Annotated in this window: 23 protein-coding genes and 4 pseudogenes; 10 read left to right on the forward strand and 17 right to left on the reverse strand. The window is 59.8% G+C overall.

Annotated features, from left to right (window positions below):
- Positions 1-1,353 precede the first annotated feature (1,353 nt).
- Positions 1,354-1,524, forward strand: a pseudogene (locus RX327_RS09145) (DUF3606 domain-containing protein); the annotation flags it as partial.
- 1,390 nt (positions 1,525-2,914) lie between these two features.
- Here the strand turns inward: RX327_RS09145 and RX327_RS09150 are convergent.
- The 3 genes from RX327_RS09150 to RX327_RS09160 all read right to left on the reverse strand — a co-directional run bounded on the left by RX327_RS09150 (position 2,915) and on the right by RX327_RS09160 (position 5,023).
- Positions 2,915-3,952: a PAS domain S-box protein gene (locus RX327_RS09150; protein WP_317250076.1), complete on the reverse strand. Its 1,038-nt coding sequence runs from the start codon at positions 3,950-3,952 to the stop codon at positions 2,915-2,917.
- 703 nt (positions 3,953-4,655) lie between these two features.
- Positions 4,656-4,841: a hypothetical protein gene (locus RX327_RS09155; protein ID WP_283089646.1), complete on the reverse strand. Its 186-nt coding sequence runs from the start codon at positions 4,839-4,841 to the stop codon at positions 4,656-4,658.
- Positions 4,841-5,023: a hypothetical protein gene (locus RX327_RS09160; RefSeq protein WP_283089647.1), complete on the reverse strand. Its 183-nt coding sequence runs from the start codon at positions 5,021-5,023 to the stop codon at positions 4,841-4,843. Before RX327_RS09160 ends, RX327_RS09155 begins: the two co-directional genes overlap by 1 nt.
- 770 nt (positions 5,024-5,793) lie before the next feature.
- On the opposite strand from RX327_RS09160, the gene RX327_RS09165 reads away from it, so the two are divergent.
- The gene (locus RX327_RS09165; RefSeq protein WP_283089648.1) at positions 5,794-6,336 is read left to right on the forward strand and encodes a hypothetical protein; all 543 of its coding nucleotides are present in this window, start codon (positions 5,794-5,796) and stop codon (positions 6,334-6,336) included.
- 8 nt (positions 6,337-6,344) lie between these two features.
- Here the strand turns inward: RX327_RS09165 and RX327_RS09170 are convergent, their stop codons facing one another.
- From RX327_RS09170 to RX327_RS09180, 3 genes are all read right to left on the reverse strand, one after another.
- Positions 6,345-6,530 (reverse strand): hypothetical protein, encoded by a 186-nt coding sequence (locus RX327_RS09170; RefSeq protein ID WP_317250077.1) that lies wholly within the window; start codon positions 6,528-6,530, stop codon positions 6,345-6,347.
- A 321-nt stretch (positions 6,531-6,851) separates the two neighbouring features.
- Positions 6,852-7,136 (reverse strand): hypothetical protein, encoded by a 285-nt coding sequence (locus RX327_RS09175; protein WP_283089649.1) that lies wholly within the window; start codon positions 7,134-7,136, stop codon positions 6,852-6,854.
- 1,347 nt (positions 7,137-8,483) lie between these two features.
- Positions 8,484-8,621 (reverse strand): hypothetical protein, encoded by a 138-nt coding sequence (locus tag RX327_RS09180; RefSeq protein ID WP_244481700.1) that lies wholly within the window; start codon positions 8,619-8,621, stop codon positions 8,484-8,486.
- A gap of 887 nt (positions 8,622-9,508) precedes the next feature.
- Here RX327_RS09180 and RX327_RS09185 point away from each other — a divergent pair.
- Both RX327_RS09185 and RX327_RS09190 read left to right on the forward strand, forming a co-directional pair.
- Complete coding sequence (locus RX327_RS09185) at positions 9,509-9,964, forward strand: Hsp20 family protein (RefSeq protein ID WP_283089650.1); 456 nt, start codon at positions 9,509-9,511, stop codon at positions 9,962-9,964.
- A 79-nt stretch (positions 9,965-10,043) separates the two neighbouring features.
- Positions 10,044-10,367, forward strand: coding sequence for a hypothetical protein (locus RX327_RS09190; protein WP_283089651.1), 324 nt, complete (start codon positions 10,044-10,046; stop codon positions 10,365-10,367).
- Between the two features lie 96 nt (positions 10,368-10,463).
- Here the strand turns inward: RX327_RS09190 and RX327_RS09195 are convergent, their stop codons facing one another.
- Complete coding sequence (locus RX327_RS09195; RefSeq protein WP_317250079.1) at positions 10,464-10,610, reverse strand: hypothetical protein; 147 nt, start codon at positions 10,608-10,610, stop codon at positions 10,464-10,466.
- Between the two features lie 68 nt (positions 10,611-10,678).
- Between RX327_RS09195 and RX327_RS09200 the strand changes: the two genes are divergently transcribed.
- Complete coding sequence (locus tag RX327_RS09200; RefSeq protein WP_028337866.1) at positions 10,679-10,861, forward strand: hypothetical protein; 183 nt, start codon at positions 10,679-10,681, stop codon at positions 10,859-10,861.
- Positions 10,862-11,128: 267 nt separating this feature from the next.
- A pseudogene (locus RX327_RS09205) lies at positions 11,129-11,314 on the forward strand (DUF3606 domain-containing protein); the annotation flags it as partial.
- Between the two features lie 156 nt (positions 11,315-11,470).
- On the opposite strand, the gene RX327_RS09210 reads toward RX327_RS09205, so the two are convergent.
- From RX327_RS09210 to fdhD, 5 genes and pseudogenes are all read right to left on the reverse strand, one after another.
- Entirely contained in the window at positions 11,471-11,617 is a 147-nt protein-coding gene (locus tag RX327_RS09210) for a hypothetical protein (RefSeq protein WP_244481699.1), read from the reverse strand.
- A 1,769-nt stretch (positions 11,618-13,386) separates the two neighbouring features.
- Positions 13,387-13,578 (reverse strand): hypothetical protein, encoded by a 192-nt coding sequence (locus RX327_RS09215; RefSeq protein ID WP_317250081.1) that lies wholly within the window; start codon positions 13,576-13,578, stop codon positions 13,387-13,389.
- Positions 13,579-13,836: 258 nt separating this feature from the next.
- Positions 13,837-14,034 (reverse strand): hypothetical protein, encoded by a 198-nt coding sequence (locus RX327_RS09220; protein WP_317250082.1) that lies wholly within the window; start codon positions 14,032-14,034, stop codon positions 13,837-13,839.
- A gap of 55 nt (positions 14,035-14,089) precedes the next feature.
- A pseudogene (locus tag RX327_RS09225) lies at positions 14,090-14,344 on the reverse strand (SOS response-associated peptidase); the annotation flags it as partial.
- Between the two features lie 186 nt (positions 14,345-14,530).
- Complete coding sequence (gene fdhD, locus RX327_RS09230; protein WP_410712180.1) at positions 14,531-15,340, reverse strand: formate dehydrogenase accessory sulfurtransferase FdhD; 810 nt, start codon at positions 15,338-15,340, stop codon at positions 14,531-14,533.
- A gap of 120 nt (positions 15,341-15,460) precedes the next feature.
- Here fdhD and RX327_RS09235 point away from each other — a divergent pair, with 120 nt between their 5' ends.
- The gene (locus RX327_RS09235; protein WP_317250084.1) at positions 15,461-17,785 is read left to right on the forward strand and encodes an FdhF/YdeP family oxidoreductase; all 2,325 of its coding nucleotides are present in this window, start codon (positions 15,461-15,463) and stop codon (positions 17,783-17,785) included.
- Between the two features lie 11 nt (positions 17,786-17,796).
- Entirely contained in the window at positions 17,797-17,949 is a 153-nt protein-coding gene (locus RX327_RS09240; protein ID WP_283089654.1) for a hypothetical protein, read from the forward strand.
- 22 nt (positions 17,950-17,971) lie between these two features.
- On the opposite strand, the gene RX327_RS09245 is transcribed toward RX327_RS09240, so the two are convergent.
- The 5 genes from RX327_RS09245 to RX327_RS09265 form a co-directional block, all read right to left on the reverse strand.
- A complete protein-coding gene (locus RX327_RS09245) occupies positions 17,972-18,253 on the reverse strand; it encodes a cytochrome C oxidase subunit IV family protein (protein WP_317250085.1) in 282 nt (93 codons plus the stop codon).
- Positions 18,250-18,798: a cytochrome c oxidase subunit 3 gene (locus tag RX327_RS09250; protein WP_317250086.1), complete on the reverse strand. Its 549-nt coding sequence runs from the start codon at positions 18,796-18,798 to the stop codon at positions 18,250-18,252. The genes RX327_RS09245 and RX327_RS09250 overlap by 4 nt, the downstream gene beginning before the upstream one ends.
- Positions 18,799-18,886: 88 nt before the next feature.
- Positions 18,887-20,494 carry a cytochrome c oxidase subunit I gene (ctaD, locus tag RX327_RS09255; protein ID WP_317250087.1) on the reverse strand — a complete coding sequence of 536 codons (1,608 nt, stop codon included), beginning with the start codon at positions 20,492-20,494 and terminating at the stop codon, positions 18,887-18,889.
- Positions 20,491-21,432, reverse strand: a complete 942-nt coding sequence (gene coxB, locus RX327_RS09260; RefSeq protein ID WP_317250088.1) for a cytochrome c oxidase subunit II — start codon at positions 21,430-21,432, stop codon at positions 20,491-20,493. The genes ctaD and coxB overlap by 4 nt, the downstream gene beginning before the upstream one ends.
- 22 nt (positions 21,433-21,454) lie before the next feature.
- Complete coding sequence (locus RX327_RS09265) at positions 21,455-21,808, reverse strand: hypothetical protein (RefSeq protein ID WP_317250089.1); 354 nt, start codon at positions 21,806-21,808, stop codon at positions 21,455-21,457.
- Between the two features lie 120 nt (positions 21,809-21,928).
- On the opposite strand from RX327_RS09265, the gene RX327_RS09270 reads away from it, so the two are divergent.
- Together RX327_RS09270 and RX327_RS39240 are read left to right on the forward strand one after the other, a co-directional pair.
- The gene (locus tag RX327_RS09270; protein ID WP_317250090.1) at positions 21,929-22,585 is read left to right on the forward strand and encodes a cytochrome c3 family protein; all 657 of its coding nucleotides are present in this window, start codon (positions 21,929-21,931) and stop codon (positions 22,583-22,585) included.
- A pseudogene (locus RX327_RS39240) lies at positions 22,582-22,728 on the forward strand (TAT-variant-translocated molybdopterin oxidoreductase); the annotation flags it as partial. The gene RX327_RS09270 and the pseudogene RX327_RS39240, both read left to right, overlap by 4 nt.
- Between the last annotated feature and the right edge of the window lie 9 nt (positions 22,729-22,737).

Below are 22,737 nucleotides of genomic sequence, written 5' to 3' on the forward strand. Positions count from 1 at the left end.
CGTTCGACTGCGTAGCTTGGTCCGCAGCTGGCTCTGTTCGGATGCAAGACTTTAATGGCCAAGCGACGCATTTTGACAATCCGACGAGAAGTCTTGTGTGGCCGCATCAAACGATGCGCTGCTATCGCCTTAGAACTTCCGCTAGGCAGCGTGCGAACAGCTCTAGAGAATCTCGAGCGGGAGTATCTGCGTGACCTCGACGCACTGCAGCAGCGGGAGATCTGGCGACGCACTGCAGCAGCGGGAGATCTCGCTCCAGCGAACGGGCAAGAGGTCGATACCATTTCGAACCGAAGCGGCTCGCTTGAATCTTGCCCGCGCAGCGAGGCGACGAAGGAAGGTGACGCGCCATCACTCGGCAAAAGGAGGCACGGACATTACTAAGCTCGGGAAGGGTAGTGCAGAAGGTGATCGCTGACGCGCCTGCAAATGCGCTGTCGTGCGACCTGAGGGCTGAACACGCTCATGGCCGGCAGACCGCCCACAAAGCGGTGACCAGAGAGTCAGATCTCCCCGCGTGGGTCGAAACAAGCCGAATAGAGCTAAGACCTTCTATGTGGGCGCTAACATGGTCTTGCGCGGCCGAGATGAGAGTTTCTACGGCGGATCGATTGCACTAGGGATGCTTCGGATTTAGGTGCAAGCCAGTTTCGATGATCATCACCTGGGTAATCCCGTCTTCAGGGCGGACTCACGATCCATGGAAATCGCTTGGTCCGATCATGGCCACCCTTGGCGATCACCTGGACGCGATCTCGGTCGTGCACGAGACGCAGGCGATAGCCGTCATACTTGATCTCATGAAACCACTAGGGCCAGGTCGGAACCAGTTTCCAACGTCAGCAGTCACGAATTTAAGCATGCTAGGTGCTGAGGGACAGTTTTGCGAGTTAAGCCCCGTCCTCTCTTGGAACTTTTCCGCTCATTCGGTTTTCTGCATTTTTGGTACATCAACGTCAGCTTTGGAGAGAGGAGCTATGAAGCGGCGGCGCAGAGTAAAGCAGATATACCCCCTTGAAGAACGCCTTACCAAGGAAGCCAGAGAGCTACGCAGACGGGCTAAGGCACTCCCCCCAGGTCGAGAGCGCGAGTCGCTGCTAAGACGAGCGAGGCACGACGAAACCACTGCCCATTTGGCGGAGTGGCTTCTGTCCGCAAGCCCGCGTGCGCCGATCTAAGGAGGCCACACCATGCAAATGGATCACCACCATTTCGATGGCGTGGAAGTCGCCTTCGTCTGCGCTGCGGCGGTGTCGTTTGCAGTACTCATCGCCAGTATTACTTGGCTTTTCATGCGATGAGATCTCCCCGATTTTCCGGATAGGATCTGGCGGCGCGATTTGGAAGGCCTGAATGGCGAAGAAAGCGAAGAAGCAGGCCGCGCGCGGCCGCAAGCAGGATCGTGCGCGCGTCACCGGCGGTCAGGATTACGAGGTGAGCTACGAGGCGAGGAAAACCCGGAAGTCGGCGGCGTCGAAGAAGGCCGTCAAGAAGGTCGGCAATAGCCGCAAGCGAGTTGAGCGCCTGGCTCGGGATGGCGATGAAAAAGTCGCTAGGAACGGTACCTTCGAAGCGTCGTTAGCAATGCGTCGCTCGCGGCAGAGCGGCATAGGAGCGATGAACGTGCCCCGGCTCTTGCCCCCGAAGACCCGGGGCACATTCGCGATCATCGCCGTGGACCGGATGAAGCGCTGCTTTCTCCGCTAGGATTTCACGCCGGATATCTTGGAGCACTGAGACGCCCAGCTACGCACTAGCCCCGGCTTCTGCGATCGCTGGGCTGTTTCCTTTTCGGGAACAAAGTTGCAATCGGCGACGTTTAGGCACCGCTTGGTTTGAGTGGTTTCCTTGGCCTCAGCTGGTGCTCCCTCGCTGGGGCCGTTTTCTTTTCTGAGCGCAGCCATGACGAACGCCGAGATGTGGATTCTCATCATCGTAGTTTTGGGCGTCATCGGCGTAGTGTTGGTTGTGGATCTTATCTTTTCTTGATGGCTACAGGTCCTTATCGGGCTGCTGCGGCATTCGCGAATTAGGGCACGCTATCTGACTTGCCTATGCAAATGCAGGGAGAGCATTTCCGTGGCATCCTGCAACTGTGTTTCATCTCACCACATGCAATATCGTTTTCGTCGTCGGCGTTGGCTCCTCCTCTAATAGCCGCTCCCTTAGGGGATGACGTCGACCCGGCCCCAGCGGGTAACCCCCTCGCTGGGGCCGTTTCCTAAAAAGCCTCCAACTGGCGGCGGCCTCCGTCTGAGACACTTCGCCGCTCCGTGATTTTACGGAATCAACATCGGTCTGATTCTAGGATTTCAAGTGCCGGGGCTAGTTTTCACGCCGAAGCAATTTTCATTTGTCCGGCAAGGGGCCGTCCCGTGATCGGCCCCTTTTTGATTCAGCGGGTACCCTCGCTGGAGGTATCTAAGTCCGGGATTGCGAATCGAATTGGGCATGGCAGGATAGTTGCGCCTATCTGGCAGCGTCGGCCCCAGCACTGGCCCGTCGGCCCCCAGAGTGCTGGGGCCATCATTTTGGTTGGACACTCCGTCGAACCTACGAGGGAACTTCGTAAATTACGACGCGCGATTCACGAAGGTTAACGACGCCGCTCCTGAAACATTGCAACGGTCGCCCTCCTGACAGGGAGGATAGCCATGGAAGACATGAACGGAGTGGAGCGGACATTTGCGTCTGTTACGGTGCTGGGTGTCTTGGTTCTCATCGCCAGCATGACCGCATACGCGTTTAGCTAGGCCGTGTAGCTATAAACCCGGCGGCGTCATGTGACTGGTGAGTACGTCCGCTTTACTTCTATAGCGACCATTGCGACCAAGTTCGTGGGCCAGCGCAATATGTCGCGATGGGCCATGAGGAGAGTTGGCGGCTAAGAGCAGCGGAGCCAAGCTATTGGGATTTACGTCGCAACGGCGATTTCGCAAACTAGTCCTTCCGCGCGCCAGTCAAAGAGCACCTTGCCGCCAAGTGGGGCGATCGTTCCTTCGATGAGGCGACTACCAAAGCCCTTGCGTTCGGGCGCAGTTACCCTCGGACCGCCCAATTCGGTCCAGCGAAGCATTAGCTGTCCATCCTCGGTGCGTGACCACGCCAATCTAATCCGGCCTTTAGCGTTAGATAGCGCTCCATACTTGGCAGCGTTGGTTGCCAATTCATGTAAAACCACAGCAATCGCCTGCGCAGCGGTGGGTTCTATTACGGTTTGCAGCCCCTCCATCACAATCCGCTTGTCGTGGCCTTCTTGGAGATAAGGGGCGAGCTCCTGCTTGGCGATCGTCGAGACTTCTGCTCCGACCCACCGCGTTTCAACAAACAGCGAGTGAACATTTGCCAACGCTTGGATGCGCCCGCTGATCACTTCCTTGAGGCTCTCGGAGCTGTCAGACCGAGAAAGATTGATAATTGCCTGTACGTTCGCGAGGATGTTCTTGCTTCGGTGCTCCGCCTCGCGAGCCAGAATGCTAATCTGCTCCTGAGTTCGTTTCTGCTCGGTAATATCTCGAGCAATCTTTGATGCGCCAACGATGTTGCCGTGGGCATCTTTGACGGGAGAAACGGTCAGCGAAACGATGATTGAGCTACCATCCTTACGTCGCCGAACAGTCTCGAAATGGTCGATGCGCTCACCTCGTCGAATGCGAGTTAAAATCTGACGTTCTTCGCTTTGTCGGTCCTCCGGGATCACAAGTGTAATAGGCCGGCCGATCGCCTCGGCGGCCGCGTAGCCGAAGATGCGCTCTGCCGCCTTATTCCAGCTTGTAATAATGCCATCGAGATTTTTGCTAACGATCACGTCGTCACTGGATTCAACTATGGCGGCCAGCAGATTGGCCAAGCGCTCGGCACGTTCCAGGGCCGGCTCGCTGACGAGAAGTTCGCGTTGAAGTCCCGACTCTCTTTTTGGCGCCAAGATAAGCCCCAAAACCAGATGTTGCACTGCCGTTGGTGCCCCAATCATAGCACTGAACGCAAAGGCAAGAAGGTCTCCATTGGCACGGTTTCAGCGGTAATTGTCGATCCCTTCTACTCCGTAAGCGTCCAACCGGGGCCTGCCCGGCGCATTTACTTGGCGTGTCAGGAGCCATGTCCCACTGCAGTTCCGGCCTTATCTTATGTGAAGATTTTTGAAACCGAATCCCTCGATGCCGCTTTTATTGCTCATGCAAAAGGCGACCGAGGTTCATCTAGTCCGCGTGACGACCGATGACGGCGAGGTCCAAATCTGGCTCGCTGCGACCTCGCGCGAAGAAGCCGTTGACCGAGTGCTGGACGCTATCCCGGAGGGATGGGCTGTTAGCCTCATCCATTCAGCGACAGCTCGCCGCCGATCACCTCCCTATCCTCATGGCGATCGGAGAAGTGCGCCGGCATCAGGTGTCCTGAAGAAACGGCTCAGCACTTTGGGGGTGGCCTAGGGCCGGTGCTGAGGCCAGTTGTAGATCGGGCGCGAACCCGACGAGCCATTGTTAGCACGCTCCCCGACTGCTACTTTGTGCGCGGCACGCAGGAACTCACCATAGGACGGAAGCATCTGATTGACGCTTCTGGTCAACCAACCGCCCCCGACTGCCAGAAGAAAACCCGTATCGGCTCGTCTCGCCGACTATGACGGTGGGGCGGAGAAACAATTCCATCTCAGGCTACGGCCTTGGAAACGGCACCACGTCGCCGTCCGCTGCGCGGATCATCGCCCGGGACAGCTCCATGACGGCAAAAGCTTGGTCTTCGAGCGTGCACGTCACACCCTGACGGTTCATTTCGTGGACGATCGCCTCTGCGACCTTCATCAGTCGTGCGGTCTCAGCTTGGGTATCTGTCAGGTACATCAGGCTGCTTTCGAAACGGGCACCACGTCTACGTATGCTGCGCGGATGACGAAGCGGGCCACCTCAAGGGGGGCGCAGCCGAGGTTGGCGACAGTCTTGGCGACCCCTTGTCGATCCAGCTCGGCAACAATCGCCTCGGTCACCTTCATCAGGCGCGCCGTTTCTGCAGTGAGGTCTACCATTGGTCTGTTCTCGAGCTTCGGGCAACCACGACCTTGCCACCTGGTGTGATTATAAGTCTGCGTCCGTTGGAGCAGGTGAGGTCAGATATCGCCCGAGACAAAAACGCGGCGCTCTGAGCAGAAACGGTCACCGCAACCTGACCGCACACCGGGCACAGGTATTGTTTGTTCATAGGGACTACTGTTGAAGACGTCACTGGAGATTGGATCACCACGAAGTCGTTCTCGATCTGTCGCCGCTGATCACGGTTCGGCGCATGATGAGCTGTTCGGATAGAGCGGTGGGGACCGATCCGAGAATCCTCGGCTGGGGAGCTACGAGGCGCGTCTGTCTCCGAGGTGCTCGTCAATGGTCCTCTTTGCTGCGGCAATCGCTTCTCGCGAACTTTGATAGGTCATGGTTCTAATGGTTTGGCCCCTGCGGTCGAGAGGCGCGATCTCAACCAAGAATCCGCCGCCGGGTTGCTCGACGACCACTAGCTGGTGACCCGAATATTCAAGTTCGTCTGCCACTTCGGCGGCCTCCGCCGGTGCATCAAGACAACAATTGTTCTGGTGACAGGGTTCCGACGATGCACGGGGACTTTCTTGCGGCCGGGTTTAATGCGGAGTTCGTTCGCAATGCCACAAGCTGGCCGCGCTTGAACGGGTACGAGAAGGTCTTTTCCCGGGCTGCGCGATCTTGACCGACGCCTTGCGTTGGAGCGGCCGCTAATACGCAATTTGTCGTGCTATTGCGGGCTGCACCAGCAAGCGCAGTAATTCAGCCCATGCGAGACTTTCCCACCAAGATCACGTTCGTCGAGATGCGCGAAACGGGGGCAACGCGCGTCATTGTTTTCTGCAAAGACTACCGCTGTTCTTACAACGTCACAGTGGATGGTCGGTCGCATTCGACCTTATATTGCTGTCCGGCAACCGGGCAGCCTCGTCAGCCCTCAAGCAGGCGGCGCGATCAGACCGGGGCCGTCAGCTCCGCCGCTGTTCCGGCGCTGGAAGGTATCGCAAAGCACCGACAGGCCGCCGCAGACCCCAGCGCATCCACCACGGCGACCGATGCCACTGAGTATCGCTCCGAGGCCTATTGGGATGCCGACGACCATCAATCGGCATGCTGCCATGCGGAGAAAGACGCGGCATGGAATCTGGCTCCAACAACTCCCACCATGGCCAACGTCGCGGCGGTTCTCGAGTACGTGAACCGGTACGAAGACGCGGGCGAGGAATGGCCCGGCACCGACACGATCGGCCCGGAGGGCTGGCACTACAAGCTAAGGCAGACGATGGCCGTTGCAGCCGTCAACTTAGCCTAGCGACCGGTTCACGCCCCGGCGGGTTTCCCCCTTAACGCAATTTCCATTGTTTCAGGCTGTCGACCGCGGCGCGCGCTATGCTCGGTCATGGCCTTTACCGCCTCATCTTCGTCGGCGCAAAAAGCGATGCTTCGCCGATCGGCAAACACGAGCCACTGGCGAAGGCCAACTTCCCTGATGACGTACTCGGTCATTTTCGAGCGTCCTGCAGCGAGTGGACCGCATCTTATGCAAACGACGTTGCTGTTCCATTAATCAGAAGCCGGCCCAGCGCTATCGAAGGCGCGGGCCTTGCCGTGACGGGTGCCGCTGTTCGATAAGCCGATTCCGGATCATCTGCCTGACTGGGGGGCGGCCTGGATCTGATCCCAAAAAGTACGCCGCCGGGCTTGAAATGCTGCATCCCGGCGGCGGCCTTCCAGCTGGCCCTGTAATCCCCGCAACACAGCGGTAGCAGGGCGGTCAACACACGCGAGTGATGCAGATCAATCCTACCGACGGGCTTTTGCGCGAAATCACCAGCGGCGATAACCGCCGTGATAGCCGTAACCCCTATGATAGCCGTAGCCCCTGTGCACGTATCCGTAACGACGGACGCCGTAGCCACGATAGCCGTAACCGTAGCCGTACCGCCTGTAGACGGGCGCCGTGCGCACACAGCCGTTCGGGCCGCAGACTACGGCGACGTTCTCGACGTTTGAAGCGGGAGAAAATGTGGCGAGCGGCATCGCCGACGCGCTTGCTGCCGCAGCAAGGCTGCCGAGCGCAGCAAGTCCAACAAGTGCAAATTTAAGTTTCATGGTTTCCTCTCGTGGAATCTAAGGCCCCCAAACTGTAGGAAGTTGAATGTGAATGCTGGATGAGCAGGCCGGCCGTTTTTGCGTGACGAAAATGCGGCGCGCTTATGCTCTGCGCGGGATGTCCCCAGCGGCCCCCTAGCAGCATCCGGAACGAGGAGGGTGCCAAGGTCCAGACTAGCTAAATGCGATAACGAGCAGGCCCGAGCACAACAGCACAAGGCAGGTCGTGATTAGCGCGAGGAGTCCATCAGACACAAAGTCATGGTTATGCATGATACACCTCCCTGTCGCGGATGGAGGCTGGTCCGAATCTATTAAAGATTTCGGAATTGGGTTTTGGTGAAGGCGGCTAGCTATTGTCTTTGCTGCCCTTCACGAAACCCGTGTGGATCATCGGAATAGTTCCAAGAAAAGACGCCGCCGGTCTCAAAAATACGCGCCCGGCGGCGTTGCCTTCCTGATCTGAGATACTGAAATCCCCAGCGTCAATCTGACTGCACGGCCCGTGCCCGCTCGGCTCATCTCCAGCTGGCGAGATGAACGGCCGAATTTGTGTCCGGCTGGGGAGCGCCCATCGTGGCCCATACGGCAATGCCGATGGCCAGCGCGACCAACATAGTCTTGGTAATGATTTTATTGCCATTCATCCTGGAGACGCCTCTCTCACGCGTGCAGTCGCCAAATCTCAAAAGTACGCCGCCGGGCCCGAAATGGTTTGTCCCGGCGGCGCCCTGTCATTCCCGGCGCTGGGGCCCTGAAAATCCAAGTATCGGTTACCTAGCAGGCCTTTGCGTCAAACGACTGTTGCTTGGCTCACACAGACGTTTGGAAGAAGAGCCGGTGCCTGGGCCGCACGCCAGCTCCTCCCGAAACGGACCGCCATGTGTCATCCCCAACGTCCCGTCCCACAGAAAAGCGTGCGACCCTCTGGTCGCTGATCTCCCAACGACCCCTGTAAAATCGACATCGGTTTTCGGCGCTGGCGGGATCTGGCGGCAAGTCGTGAAGACAAACTTGGCCTTGCTGCATTGCCACCGGTCACCGAGCGCAACATTACTTGTGGCGGGACGGGGCGCAGCCAATACGAAAAGGACGGCGGCGCAGGCCACCAGATTTGCGATCACCAGCACGCGTACTTTGCGAATCCGCCGTGAACCCATCGCCGTCGCTCCTTTCGAGAGAAATGGCGGGGCTAGGCACCGTTCTTCGAGCTGACTTCGCGACGTACGCAAATTGGCTTCGTCGGGAACAAGCGGCAGTACCCGGAGTCATGCATATGCTCCCGCGACAGATTGCCCAACGGTCGGCAGTTAAAAATTGAATTTAAGCATGCCCGAGAGGTAAGTATCAGATTTTGCGAATCTGCGCCGCTTGGTTCGCCAGCCCCTCCGCTAAAATCTCAGCTTGTTCTTTGGTTAGCTTCTCGGCAAAGGGGCCATCTTTTCTTATCTGCGCTGGCCCTTTGAGTTCGCTGTCGTAGACCATCCAACCAGTGCTTCCTTTCCGAACGAGGAAGCGGCTTCGCATCGGGCGTCCAATTAATTCCATTGCAACTACCATCCGTGAAATACCAACCCGGTAATTAACGTCTAGGGTGTGGGCGCCCAGTCATTGAACTATGTGAATTGGCGGCGATCAAGTTCGCAGTGAACTGGAAGCGGCCCCAACCTGGGAGCCGCCAACCCGAGCGATACGGGTTTTCTTCTGGCAGTCGGGGGGCACCTTGGCTGACTAGAAGCGTCAATTAGACGCTATGCCGTCTCGATGGTTCCTTGCCCGCCGGGCGTTCAGGGAAAAAAATCCAGCGAGATTCACAGACGTTATTTCCGGAGCCGGGCCTCATTTGGGAGGCTCCTAGCAACGGGGCACGTAATTTTCATTTCGTATTTTTTCAGCCCTGATAACGACGATCGCTGCTTCTCGGCGGACAGCGGCTCGGCGATCCGACTTGACCCCAGCATGATCCGGATGCTGGGGCCTTTTCGATTAGGAACGAAGTGGATGCAGTGGCATTGGCTGCCCTGTTCTGTGCCGCATCGCTACCGGCACTGAGAACGTCCAGTAAACTGGCCCCAGCTTCCACGGTCGCCGGGGCCGCTTTTCGGGGTGCCCTTAGTCCTTCGGCCGGTGCCGACGAATTTGCGCCCCCCGGCTTTCACGTCCGCGTTCGGCTGATGCGCTTACGTATCCAGCGGTCCTAACCGCAAAAATTTTTTCGACCGGGTTCTTGACAGGGCATCTCCGATTTTTATTTTTCTCGCGCCAGCCCCATCGCGGAGGCTGGGGCCTGGTCGCCCTCGGGGCCAGGCGAGACGGGCACCGGTCGTGTCCGGTGCCGTCCATATCCATCTTGCTCTATGGAGGATTTGGCTATGCGCACATACGACTTCTCTCCCCTGTTCCGGTCGACCATCGGATTCGACCGGCTCTTTGATCTCGCCGAAGCAGCCCACCGGGCCGGCGAAGATCACTACCCGCCCTACAACATCGAACGGCTGTCCGAAGACCGCTATCAGATCGTGCTCGCGATCGCCGGTTTTGCGCCCGACGAAATTTCTGTTACGGCGGAGCAGAACGTTCTGACTGTCGAAGGCGTCAAGGTCGAAAAGGCCGAGCGCGAATACATCTATCAGGGCATCTCGACGCGCAGGTTCAAGCGCCAGTTCAGCCTGGCCGATTACGTCGAGGTCAAGAGCGCGGCGTTCGACAACGGGCTTCTCAGGATCGAGCTGGCGCGCGAGGTGCCGGAGGCGATGAAGCCGCGACGCATCGCCATCAATCCGGCATCAAACACGGCGCCCCGACAGCTGGAAAGCGTCGCCGCATGATCGAAACGGCGAAGCCGCGTCCGACGAACGGGACGCGGCTTCGTCTTCTCAGCAACTCGTCTTTCGAACGGAGGCATCCATGCGGCCGACGACCGCGCCTGCTCATAACGTTATTGGCTTTCATCTGCCGATTGGCGATTACCACCAATATGAGACCCCGCACGATGTGGTGCGGGATCCTCGCCTGAGCCTCGCCGAGAGGCGCGCTTTCTTGGCATCCTGGGCCTCGGACGCCAGCGCTGTAGCGTCCAATCCCGCCTTGCGGGCACCCAAGGGGCTCAAATCGCCCGTTCCTGTCCGCGACATCCTCGACGCGCTTCGCGCGCTCGACGGCGATCCGCGCCATCCGCCAGGCGGCCGGCCTGCCCGCCTGCGCTCCGTCGACCGCTGCCTGGCTGCATAGGAGCGCGAGATGACAGACATCAGGCTACCGAAGCAGGTCATCGACCGCCTCGAGGGACGCTGGCGGTCAAGATTTGGACAGGCAAAGCGCCGGAGCTCAGAACTGTTCGACCACCGGCTTGAACAGCTGCGCGCTCACCGCAACAATATTCATCGGTATCGGCGACTGCTGCAGACCCAGCTCTCCGACCTTGAGCGTGAATTCATTGAAAGACGGCTCGCCGAAGAAGTCACGGCGATGCAAGGCCTCGCGGCCGACATTCCGCCACTTCCCTCCTCGTTCGATCGCGCGGCTTGCGAGGAGATCACGTCATGAATGGGCTGCAACAACTGCTCATAAGAGGCAGCGAAAAAGTCATCGGTCACTATCAATTCCTGCTGGATAGCGCGACCTCGGAACAAGAGCGCGAACGCTATCGACGGAGGATCGAGGAAGAACGCCGGATACTAGGCCGGTTGCTCGATAGCGACGTTCAATCGACATGCGCCGCGTGAAGCATCGCGTTCGCGCCGGGCTGGCGCCGGTAGGCACGACTGTAGCGCTGCTCGACAGGCAGGGCAGAAATGACCAGACTGTGTCTCAGTCGGCCTTGCGGCGCGGCTTGGCGGGCGCCTTCTTCGCCTTGGTGGATTTCGCGGGCGGCGCCTTGCCACCGCTCTGGATGCTCTGCTTCAAGGCGTCCATCAGGTTGAATACGCTGCTCGGGTCGGGCTCGTTGTTCCCCGATTTGCCGCGACGGAACTGCGGCGCGATTGGGAGGCCTGAATGGCGAAGAATGCAAGAAGCAGATCGCGCGTGGTCGCAAGCAGGACCGTGCGCGCGTCGCCGGCGGGCAGGATTACGAGGTGAGCTATGAGGCGAAGAAAGCCCGGAAGTCGGCAGCGTCGGTGAAGAAGGCCGTCAAGAAGGTCGGCAACAACCGCAAGCAAGTTGAACATAGGAACGGCGCCTTCGATGCGTCGTTAGCAATGCGCCGCTCCTCGGCAGAGCGACATCGGACGAATGAACGTGCCCCGGCTCTTGCCCCCGAAGATTCGGGGCATGTTCGCGAAAGGCGCGGTTTCGTCAGTTAGAAGGGGCGCAGTCTAGCGCCCTGATCTGACCTATTGCGTTGAAGGCCAGCATCGCTCCGTTTTCTGACTTGTCAGCCCCTCGGCTACAATCTCAGCTTGTTCTTTGGTGAGCTTCTCGGCAAAGCGGCCATTTTTCTTTATCTGCGCTGGCCCCTTGAGCTCGCTGTCGTAGACCATCCAGCCAGTGCTTCCTCTTCGAACGAGGTACCGGCCTCGCATCGGTCTGCCAATAAATTCCATTTGCAACCACCACCTGTGAAAACTCGCCCCGCGATTTGTCCGTGATGAGATGACACTCATTGAACTATGTGAATTGGCGGCGATCAAAACAAAAGCGGCCCCAACCGGGGGCCGCCAACCCGAGCGATACGGGTTTTCTTCTGGCAGTCGGGGGGGGGGGCACCTTGGCTGACCAGAAGCGTCAATTAGACGCTATGCCGTCTCGATGGTTCCTTGCCCGCCGGGCGTTCAGGGAAAAAAATCCAGCGAGATTCACAGACGTTATTTCCGGAGCTGGGCCTCATTTGGGAGGCTCCTAGCAACGGGGCACGTAATTTTCATTTCGTATTTTTTCGGCCCTGATAACGACGATCGCTGCTCCTCGGCGGACAGCGGTTCGGCGATCCGACTTGGCCCCAGCATGATCCGGATGCTGGGGCCTTTTCGATTAGGAACGAAGCGGATGCATCGGCATTGATCGGCCTGTTCGGTGCCGCATCGCTACCGGCATTGAGAACGCCCAGCCACTGGCCCCAGCTTCCACAGTCGCTGGGGTCTTTTTCTTCGAATGTTTCTCAGGTTGAATTTCGCAGCGCCAAGAGCCGTTTCAAGGGCGCTCTCGAATAGCGCCTGCGCTTGCTCGAACATTTCGAGCAATTCCCGAGCCTCTGCCTCATTATAACACGTGCCCCTCGCAATCCGCTCGCGTTGGTTTGCCACAATGCGACGCCCATCCTGAACATGCTTTTCTGCGACTGTTATTTGCTCATCTAAAGTTGGCATGAGCTCTGGCCTGCAAATCTTCGGCTCCACCCATATTATCCGGTTCCGGGCGACAGAATAAAATGGCAATTGCAAAGGGAGGCGCTAACGTTGGTTTGTCGGGTTCGCGCCCGACCATCCCACTGGCCTCAGCGCCGGCCTCAAGGCCCCCAAAGGTGCTGGGGCCTTTTCTATGGCTGCTAGGAACGAGCATGGCCGAAGCTTGTTCATCTGACGAATGCGGCACATCAGCCCGACCAAGCCGCATTCTGACAGTGTGAGTGGAAAGCCCCATGGCCCCAGCGTGCTCCCAAGCGCTGGGGCCTTTTCGGTTCGGAACAACTTGCAACTAACGTAGTTTAGGATCGGTACGACGAGGAGTGGGACTAACCTACCGGCCTCAGCGCTCTCCCGGGCGCCGGGGCCGTTTCTTATGACACGGTCCCTGACATGCTTAAGTGAATGCGGAAACCTCCAGCCGGCCTCACCCGCAAGATACCGGGGTGGCAAACTTCAAAGAGCATTGCTAATCGAGGCGCGGGGGTCACGCCCCCGACATCAAAAAGGAACACTTGGCCCCGGCTTCCCGCTGGGGCCGTTTTTTGTTAGGCAGCCGATTCGCTTGTGCAAATACTGGAACATGGGCGCTGGCACAGACTACACATGTTCAGGTTCGATCACGTTGATGGTGTTGAGTCCAGCTTGCTTGGCGACGCTATCGTTTATCGCTCTCATCGTCGGCGTCACGGCTCTTCTGATCGGCTGAACTGGCGTAACTCCTCATGGATGATCCAAGCAAAGAAAAAAGTCCGGCTCGCGCCGGACTTCGTAGTTCAGGCCGAATTTCGAGATAGCGCTGCTTTTCGCCTGCCGCGACGTCGAGAGCCTTTCAGCACCTCATTCACGCGACCGGGATTGTCTGCGGCGATGGATGGAGAATGGAGAGGCCGCCAACTGAAGCGGCCTCAGCCCAAAGGCGAGCGCAACCATTCGGTCATCTGGGCGGCAGCGTCGTTCTGCCGGGCCTTCTTCAGCAGCATCTCTTTCTCGATACCTGGGGGAAGAGTCTTAGCTTCTTGACGCAGGCTCTTGGCCTCTTCGGTAAGACGCTCTTCGAGGGAAGTGATCTGCCTCACGCGGCGGCGGCCCTTCTTCATGGCGCAGCTCCGTTTCTTGGTTTGTCACAATGAGCGTCAACCAGCGGGTAGGAGCGCCGTTCCTAGAGTGGTTTCCTTGGCCTCAGCTGGTGCTCCCTCGCTGGGGCCGTTTTCTAGCAAGCCGCCAACTGGGGGCGACTCTTCCGCGTTGTTGTTTGCGGAACGGGGCGATTGTCGGACTTCCTCGCCTCCAATTTGATCAGCTTTAGTCTGGCACTCAGTCGGCGCAACCTGGCTCGTGCCCGCTTGGCTGGGGTATCAAGTTGGACGCCCACGGTCCTGCGCTTCGCCATATCTGCTTTCCTCTTGCGGGAAAGGCTCCTGCGTCTTGCGGCCGAGGAAACTGTCTGCCGGCAGCTTGAGTAGATCAACCGCCCGCGCCACGATCTCCTGAACAAGCGCGATCTGCTTGGTAATTGCTTCACTATAGATGCGATGGACAAATTTGACCGGCATAGTCACGCTCTCCGGTGATGACGTTATAACGCGCCAAACTAACATAGGTTGCTAGCTAGGCGGCCGATCGATCCTCCTTGTCCGGTCCGCGCCTAACGACCTTGAGCAGCTCGTCGGGCAAGGGACGCTGCAGCTCCTTGGCCTCGTCCCACGGCGCGCGCATCCAGACGTCGCGCTCTTCAGCGGTGGTCAGGATCAGCGGCATCGCCTTCGGGTGAATCGGCGTCGCCACGACGCTGTTCGGCTCGGTGGTCAGGAAGCCGTAGACCAAATGCGGGCCGGGCACCGGTTTGGCCTTGGTGCCGCGGTGGATTGCTAGGAATGAATGGGTGGGACGAGAAGTGGTGCATTCTCATTCTGCCATGTGCCTTTGAGTTCTTCCCAACCTGCCGGGCGCGGACGGGTTCGTTGGCCGGATGTCTGGCTGCCCGATCGTTGCTCGAGCTTCGCTTCAGGCGCGACGCTTTCCGTGACTGGGGACCTCGGTCATTGCAGACTACCCGCGAATTACATCCGGATGGCTGAAGATTTCGAATGCGCTTCCACGCGCAACAGCAATTAAGGTAATTCCGCACGCCTCAGCCGCGCGGACCGCGAGCGCCGTCGGAGCCGACACCGCAACGAGCATGGGACAGCCGATCGCGGCAGCCTTTTGTACAAGCTCGATGGAGACGCGACTTGTCAGGACGATCGCGCCTTCGCCGGCGGAGATGTTGGTGGAGGCGAGCGTGCCAGCGAGCTTATCCAACGCATTGTGGCGACCGACATCCTCGCGGACTGCGACCAGTTCTTGATCGGGATGGAAGAAGCCGGCCGCATGCGTGGCGCGCGTCGCGCGGTTGAGCATCTGGGCGTCCGACAATGCGACCAAGGCGCTCTCGACTTGCCGAGTTCGAATAGTGATAGACCTCGTCAAGTGGGGCGCCGGACGCGTGGCGTCCGCGAGGCTTTCTATGCCACAAAGGCCGCAGCCGGTCGGACCCACCAAGCGCCGCTGGCGCCGTCTGAAACGCTGTTCGCTAGTGTCGGCAAGCCACATGCGCAGCTCAACGCCTGACGGCTCTGGAATGATGTCGAGGGATTTCAGGCCAGCGACATTGTCGATGATCCCTTCGGTCAGGCTAAAGCCCAGCGCAAGATCCTTGAGGTCAGCGGGAGTCGCCATGACGACGGCGGCCGTGTACACAAACGCGACGGGACACTCCTCTGCGAGAGTTCGCTGCGCTTCCAAGCCATCTTGATCTCTCCGCAGCATCTCGACGGTCGGGTCTGGCAGGTGATGAAAGCTGTTGTTGGAAATCGGCATTCTCTGCATGGACGATCCTTGCCAGCACGACGCTCGGGACACGCCAAGGTTCCTGGCGCGCGAGGAACCTCCGCTTCAGCGGTCGGTTTCTGTCGGTACTTGTCGAGCGCGAGATCAGCCATGAAGCAAAAAGTGACAGTGAAGCCATACGCCGGACCGGCTGGCGGTTGGGGGTCTGTGAAGGCCGTCGCGGGTACGCTGACCCAAGAGGAGGTCGCGATCCTCGGCAGCGAAATCCTGCTAAAACAGAACAAGTCCGACGGATACATGTGCGTCAGCTGCTCCTGGGCGAAGCCGGCAAAACCCCGTCCGTTTGAGTTCTGCGAAAACGGCGCCAAGGCCACCGCCTGGGAGGTGACGAACAAGACGGTCGAGGCCGGATTCTTTGCAAAGCACACGCTCTCGGAGTTGCGCGGCTGGTCCGATCATGCACTCGAGGAGCAGGGGCGCCTGACCGCGCCGATGCGCTATGATGTGGCGTTGGACAAATATGTTCCGGTGAGCTGGTCGGAGGCATTCCAGGAGATCGGCCGAGAACTGAATGGGCTCGATCCGCGTTCCGTGGTGCTGTACACCTCCGGCCGCGCCTCACTCGAGGCAAGCTACATGTATCAGCTATTTGGCCGGATGTACGGCACCAACCATTTCCCCGACAGCTCGAACATGTGCCACGAGAGCACGTCGGTGGCATTGCCCCCAGTGATCGGCGTGCCGGTCGGGACTGTACGGCTGCCGGACTTCGAGCAGACAGACTGCATCCTGTTCTTTGGTCACAATACGACGACCAATGCGCCGCGGATGCTGCATCCGTTGCAAGAAGCGGCGCAACGGGGCGTCCCGATCATCACCTTCAATCCGTTGCGGGAGCGTGGTCTGGAGCGCTTCACCAACCCGCAAGACCCGATCCAGATGGTGGCGGGCGGCACCCGGATCAGTTCGCAATACCATCAGGTGAGGTTTGGCGGTGACGCCGGAGCCATCATAGGGATCTGCAAGGCCGTGATCGAAGCGGACGACGAGGCGCGGTCGAAGGGTCACGAACGTGTTGTCGACGTCGCGTTTATCGAACAGCATACACGCGGGTTCGACGCATTCGCGGATTTCTGCCGCGCGCAGTCGTGGATTGATCTGGAGCAGACGTCCGGGTTGCGCCAGGCAGCGATGTTCCAGGCGGCCAGCACCTACATGGCTGCGAACGCCGTCATCGCGAACTACGGTATGGGCGTGACCCAGCACCGGCACGGCGTCGAAACCGTGAAGATGATCGTCAACCTGCTCCTGTTGCGCGGCAATATCGGCAAGCCCGGCGCCGGGATCTCTCCGATCCGCGGCCATTCCAACGTCCAGGGCCAGCGCACCGTCGGCATTTCCGAAAAGACCAAGTTGGTCCCGCTCGACAAGCTGAAGGAGCTTTACGCATTTGAGCCGCCGCGATGGGACGGCCTGACGACGGTGGACGCCTGCAAAGCAATCCTCAAGGGAGAGGTGCGCGGCTTCGTCGGCCTCGGTGGCAATTTTATCCGCTGCATTCCGGAACGATCGCTGATGGAGCCGGCCTGGAGCAGGCTTCGACTATCGGTCCAGATCGCCACCAAGCTGAACCGAACGCATCTCGTCCCTGGAGACGTGACTTTTCTGCTGCCGTGTCTCGGCCGGATCGAGATAGATCAGCAGGCGAACGGCCCGCAAGCCGTTGCCATGGAGGATTCCACGGCCTGCATTCATGGCTCGAGAGGACAACGCAAACCGGTAGCGGAACGGCTGTTGTCCGAACCGCGGATCATTGCCGAGATGGCGAAGGCGATGTTGCCGCCGAATCCCAAGCTCGACTGGGACGCCTGGGTCGACAATTACGCGTTGGTCCGCGACGCGATCGAGCGGACCTATCCGGATCAATTCAAGGATTTCAACAAGCGCATGTTTGAGCCAGGTGGCTTTCCGCGGCCACTCGGCGCTCGCGAGCGGAAATGGAAGACGCCGAACGGCAAAGCCAATTTCACGGTTCCGGAAGCCGCTTTCGACATGCCGCCGGCCGGGGACGGCGTCTTCGAACTCATGACTACCCGCGCCGATGGTCAGTTCAACACGACGATCTATAACGAGAACGACCGCTTCCGAGGAATCTACGGCAGCCGCGAGGTCGTGCTGATGAACGCCGACGATATGGCCGAATGGGGTCTCACCCAGGGCGATCTGGTCACACTGGAGACGGCCGCCGATGACGGTGTCGAACGTCGTCTCCGTGGACTTCAGGTCGTTCCCTACGACGTTCCCCGCGGTGGCATCGTTGGATATTATCCGGAGTGCAACGTCCTCGTTCCGCTCTGGCATTTCGCCGAGGGCAGCAAGGTCCCGGCGGCGAAGTCGGTGCCGGTGCGCATCAGCCGCGATCCGGTGCCCGAATTGACCGACACCCATGAAATCCCGATCACCACGATCGAGTGAGAGGAGGCGACATGCCCAGGGAAAACGATCTCGAAGGACAGCAGGATCAGGGCGGCAAGCACGGCGGGCAGAAGGGAATGCCAAAGCCGGAGCCCAAGCCGAAGGGTGATCAGCCCGATCTGCTGAAGCGGCAGGGTTCGACGCATCCGCCGACACAGGAGTGAGGCCGGCAGGATCGCAGCTGCATCACGCCGGTGTTCGCGTCATGAAATCCATCAAGCCAAGCCACAGCAATATGCCGAGCCAGAACAGCCCGGCTCCGGCGAAGACCAGAAGCCGAGCGCCGCGATCCCACAGTTCCATGAAGAACACCGCGACGATGGTGGCTTTGATAGCGGCAATCGCAATCGCCGCTGCGAAATTGAAGGAACCGAGCGGCAGATAGGCCAGGGTGACCGTCAGCGCGAGCAGTGCCAGCAGGGCAAGCCAGGAACCAACGAGCTTAAGCGGTGGCCGCCAGTTCATCATGTGCCGCTCCGTCCGGGCAGATAGATCAGGGCAAACAGGACGATCCAGACCACGTCGACAAAATGCCAATAGAGTGCTGCGGAATGCAAGGCAGCGCGCATGCGCGTGCTAGCGGAGCGGCGCAGCAGGACGGCAAGCGTCGCGAGAACAGCGATGCCGATCACCAAGTGAACGGCGTGAATCGACGTCGCGACGAAGTAGAAGATGAAGAACAGCTCGACCCCATCGGCGAGCGGCGCAACGTAGCTGAAGTCCACGCCGGGAACGAGGTGCTCGTGATATTCGCCGGCATATTCGGCTGCCTTCAGACCAAGGAACAGCAAGCCAAGCAACATGGCGCTGACGAGCATGGCGATACAGATCCGGCGCGCGTCGGCCTGCAGCGCATTGACCGCGCAAGCGACGAAGAAGCTGGAAGTCAGCAAGATCGCCGTATTCGCCGTGCCGATGACGATCCTGGTGTGGCGGCCGGCCTCCGCGAACGCGGCCGGATTGGCGTGCCGGTAAACGAAATAAGCAAACAACAGCCCGCCGAACAGCAGCACTTCGGTTGCGAGAAACACCCACATGCCGATCTCGGCGGTTTCATCGCGATGTTGAACGGAGGCGTATTGCGGAGCGAAGGCGCGGCGCTCAGGCATTCTGCGGCTCCGCGGCAAAGTCGGGCCCATATTGATAGGGCGCACGGGTCACGACGGGCTGTGACTTGAAATTGAACTCGGGCGGCGGGGACGGGGTCTGCCATTCCAGGCCCGGCGCATCCCATGGGTTGGCCGGCGCGCGCCTGCCAAAAAACAGAGAATAACCGAGATAGAACATCGGCAGCAGATAGGCCGCCGCCAAGATCGTCGCGCCGCCGGAGGACAGCACGTTCCACACCTGAAATTCCGGCGGATAGACGTGATAGCGGCGCGGCATACCTTCGGCACCGAGCACGAATTGCGGGAAAAAGGTCAGATTGAAGCCGAAGAAGATCAGTACCGCCGCCGTCCGCGCCCAGTATTCGGAGTAGAGCCGTCCGGTGATCTTGGGCCACCAGTAATGCAGGCCGCCGAAGTAGGCCGTCACCATGCCGCCGACCATGATGTAGTGGAAGTGGGCCACCACAAAATAGGTGTCGGTCGCGTGTACGTCGAAGGCAAGGCAGGCCAGGAACAGCCCCGTCAGACCGCCGATCGTGAACAGGCCGAGGAAGGCGAGGGCGTAAAGCATCGGAGCGTCGAAGCGTAGCGATCCCTTGTGCAGGGTGGCGGTCCAGTTGAACACCTTGATCGCCGAAGGCACCGCCACGATGAAACTCATGAACGAAAACACGAGACTTGCGAGCAGCGACTGGCCGCTGACGAACATGTGGTGGCCCCAGACCAGAAAGCCGACGGCCGCGATGGCAAGGCTGGCCCAGGCGACGAATTTGTAGCCGAACACCGGCTTGCGCGAGAAGCAGGAGATCAGTTCGTTGACCACCCCCATGCCGGGCAGGATCATGATGTAAACGGCCGGGTGCGAGTAGAACCAGAACAGATGCTGGAACAGCAGGGGATCGCCGCCGATCCTGGGATCGAAGATGCCGACGCCGAGGAAACGTTCGGTCGCCAGCAGGACCAGCGTGATGGCGAGCACCGGCGTCGCGAGCACCAGGATCACCGACGTCGCGTAGAGCGACCAGATGAACAGGGGGAGGCGATACCAGGTCAGGCCCGGCGCGCGCAGCCGGTGAATGGTGACGATGAAATTCAAGCCGGTGAGGATCGAGGAGAAGCCGGCGATGAAGATACCGGTCACCGCGACGATGACGTAGCTGTTGGAATAGAGCGTCGAGAACGGGGTATAGAACGTCCAACCCGTGTCGATGCCGCCGGCAAGGATTGCGAACAGCGTCACGCTTCCGCCAGCGACGAACAGGTACCAGCTCATCAGGTTGAGGCGCGGGAAGGCGAGATCGCGGGCGCCAATCATCAGTGGCACGATGAAGTTGCCGAGCGTGTTCGGGATCGAGGGGATCAGGAAAAACCACACCATGATGACGCCGTGCATGGTGAAGAGCCGATTGTAGGTGTCGGACGAGACGAGATCGGCCTGCGGCGTAGCGAGCTCGATCCGGATCGCGGTGGCGGCCGCGCCGCCGATGAAGAAGAAGAAAATCAGGGTGGCGAAATACAGGATTGCGATGCGCTTGTGGTCGGTGGTGAAGAACCAGGAGCGCAGCGTGTAGGCGGAGTTGAGATAGTCGGGCTCGGTCATGGTGCACGATCCGCAAGCGATTTGATGTAGGTGACGAGCCGCAACAACTGGTCCTCGCTGACCTTGCCTTCGAACGACGGCATCACCGGCTGATATCCGGCGGCAACCTGGCTGCGCGGCAGCAGGATCGAATCCCGGATGTACTTGTCGTCGGCGGTTACCGCGGAACCATCCGAGAGCGGCACGGGCTTGCCGTAAAGTCCCTCCAGCAGCGGTGCGTGCACGCTGCTGTTGGCGGCGTGGCAGCCGCTGCAGCCGAGCTCGCGAAACAGCGCGCCGCCTTCACGAGCCAGCGAGTTGGCGGGTCCCTGGTCGTTCAGCCATTTGGCATAGTCCGCCGGCTCCATCGCCACGATCTCGCCGATCATGCCGGAATGGTCGGTGCCGCAATATTCGGCGCAAAACAGGTGATAGTGACCCGCCGTGACCGCTTCGACCTCGAGGCTCTGGTAGCGGCCGGGCACCACGTCGTGCTTGAGACGAAGCGCCGGGATGAAGAAGCTGTGAATGACGTCCTGGGATGCCATCACCAGATGGACCGGGCGATTGACCGGCATATGCAGGCTGTTGATCTCGGATTGTCCGCCGGGGTGCTGGACTTTCCACATCCATTGCTTGGCGACGACAAAGACCGACAGCTCTCCTTGCGGTTTCTGGTAAATCTCGAGGTACACGCTGGCGCCCCAGACAAACAGCAGGAGGAAAATCACCAACGACGCCGACGTCCAACCGACCTCCCAGTGCCAGCTTTTCTTGACCCGATGTCCGCGATCGGTCGGGTTGCCAGCCCGGTAACGCACGCAGAACACGATGAGCAGGAAGAACAGCAGGCCGAGCACCAGGGCGCTCGCCAGGAGCAATCCTGCAAACAACAGATCGACGTCGCCGCCATAGGGTGAGACCCCGGGCCTCCAGAACGGGATCCATTGGCGCCACATCGTGCTCAGCCGCCCGTGCCGGTCATCGGGACGGCCATCCGGGCAGGCCGGTTTCCAGCAGCCGCTCCATCGCACGCCTAACGGGGATCTGGACCACGCCGCGGCCGCGATCGATCCAGCCGTAGCTGTCCGCAAATTGGCGATCGGCTTCCCGATGCCGGCGCAGTTCGGCCGCCGGATCGAGCGCAAGCGGCGGCGCCTCGGCACTGAGCGCAGGGCGCGTCACGGGGTTTCCACGATCGATCGACCGCGAGAAGGCGAAAGGCATGAGAAGCGGTGTCGCCACGACGAACAGTCCGAGGCCAAGCGCCAGCCAACACACGAGGACCGGATCGACATCGGACCGCTCGTAGTTGGTATCGGGGCTGTCAGTCATTGGGGGACCCGAAAGGCACGGAGACCAATGCCAAGCATGGGCGCATGTTCCAATCCAGGAACGATCCTGTTTGGCCCGCATTGGGATCTGACGTGCTCATGACGATGATCCGGCGACCGGATGACACAGATATTCTCTCCTGCCGCGGATACATGGCTGCGCCTGTCCATGGTAGCCGGTCTGGCCGTTCTGGGCGGTGGTCTGGTCGGCGTGATCGGATTTGCGCACTCGGCCTTTGAGACATCGACCGATGTCCGCCCGCACCAGCCGGTTCCGTTCAGCCACAAGCACCATGCGGGCGAACTCGGGATCGACTGCCGCTATTGCCACACGGGCGTCGAAACGAGCCCGCAGGCAGGGCTGCCGCCGACTGCGACCTGCATGACCTGTCATTCGCAGATCTGGACCAATGCCGCGATGCTTGAACCGGTCAGAGAAAGCCTCGCCGACAACAAGCCGATCGCCTGGACCCGCGTGGCGAAGCTGCCCGACTACGTCTTCTTCCGCCACGACATTCACATCGCAAAGGGCGTGGGTTGCGAGAGCTGTCACGGGCGCATCGACACCATGCCGCTGACCTATCGCGCCAAAGCGTTGACCATGGAGTTCTGTCTCGATTGCCATCGCGATCCCGCGCCGCATCTGCGTCCAAAAGATCATATTGCCGACATGACGTGGCAGGCCGGCCGCGATGCACGCAAGCAGGGCGAGGCGATCGCTGCGCACGAGGGCATCCGCTTCGGGCAGCTCACCCATTGCTACGTCTGTCATCGATGAGGCGCCCCGCGACAAAGCCGGACCATCCACGTGGCCCCGTCCTCTGGTCGAGCCTCGAGGAGTTGTCGGGCGATCCCGCGTTTGAAGCGTGGGTTGATGCAGAGTATCCGGTCGCCGCAACCTTTGGCCCGACGGCGCGGCGGACGTTTCTG

This window comes from Bradyrhizobium sp. BEA-2-5 (assembly GCF_032918025.1).
GTDB classification, from domain to species: Bacteria; Pseudomonadota; Alphaproteobacteria; order Rhizobiales; family Xanthobacteraceae; genus Bradyrhizobium; species Bradyrhizobium pachyrhizi.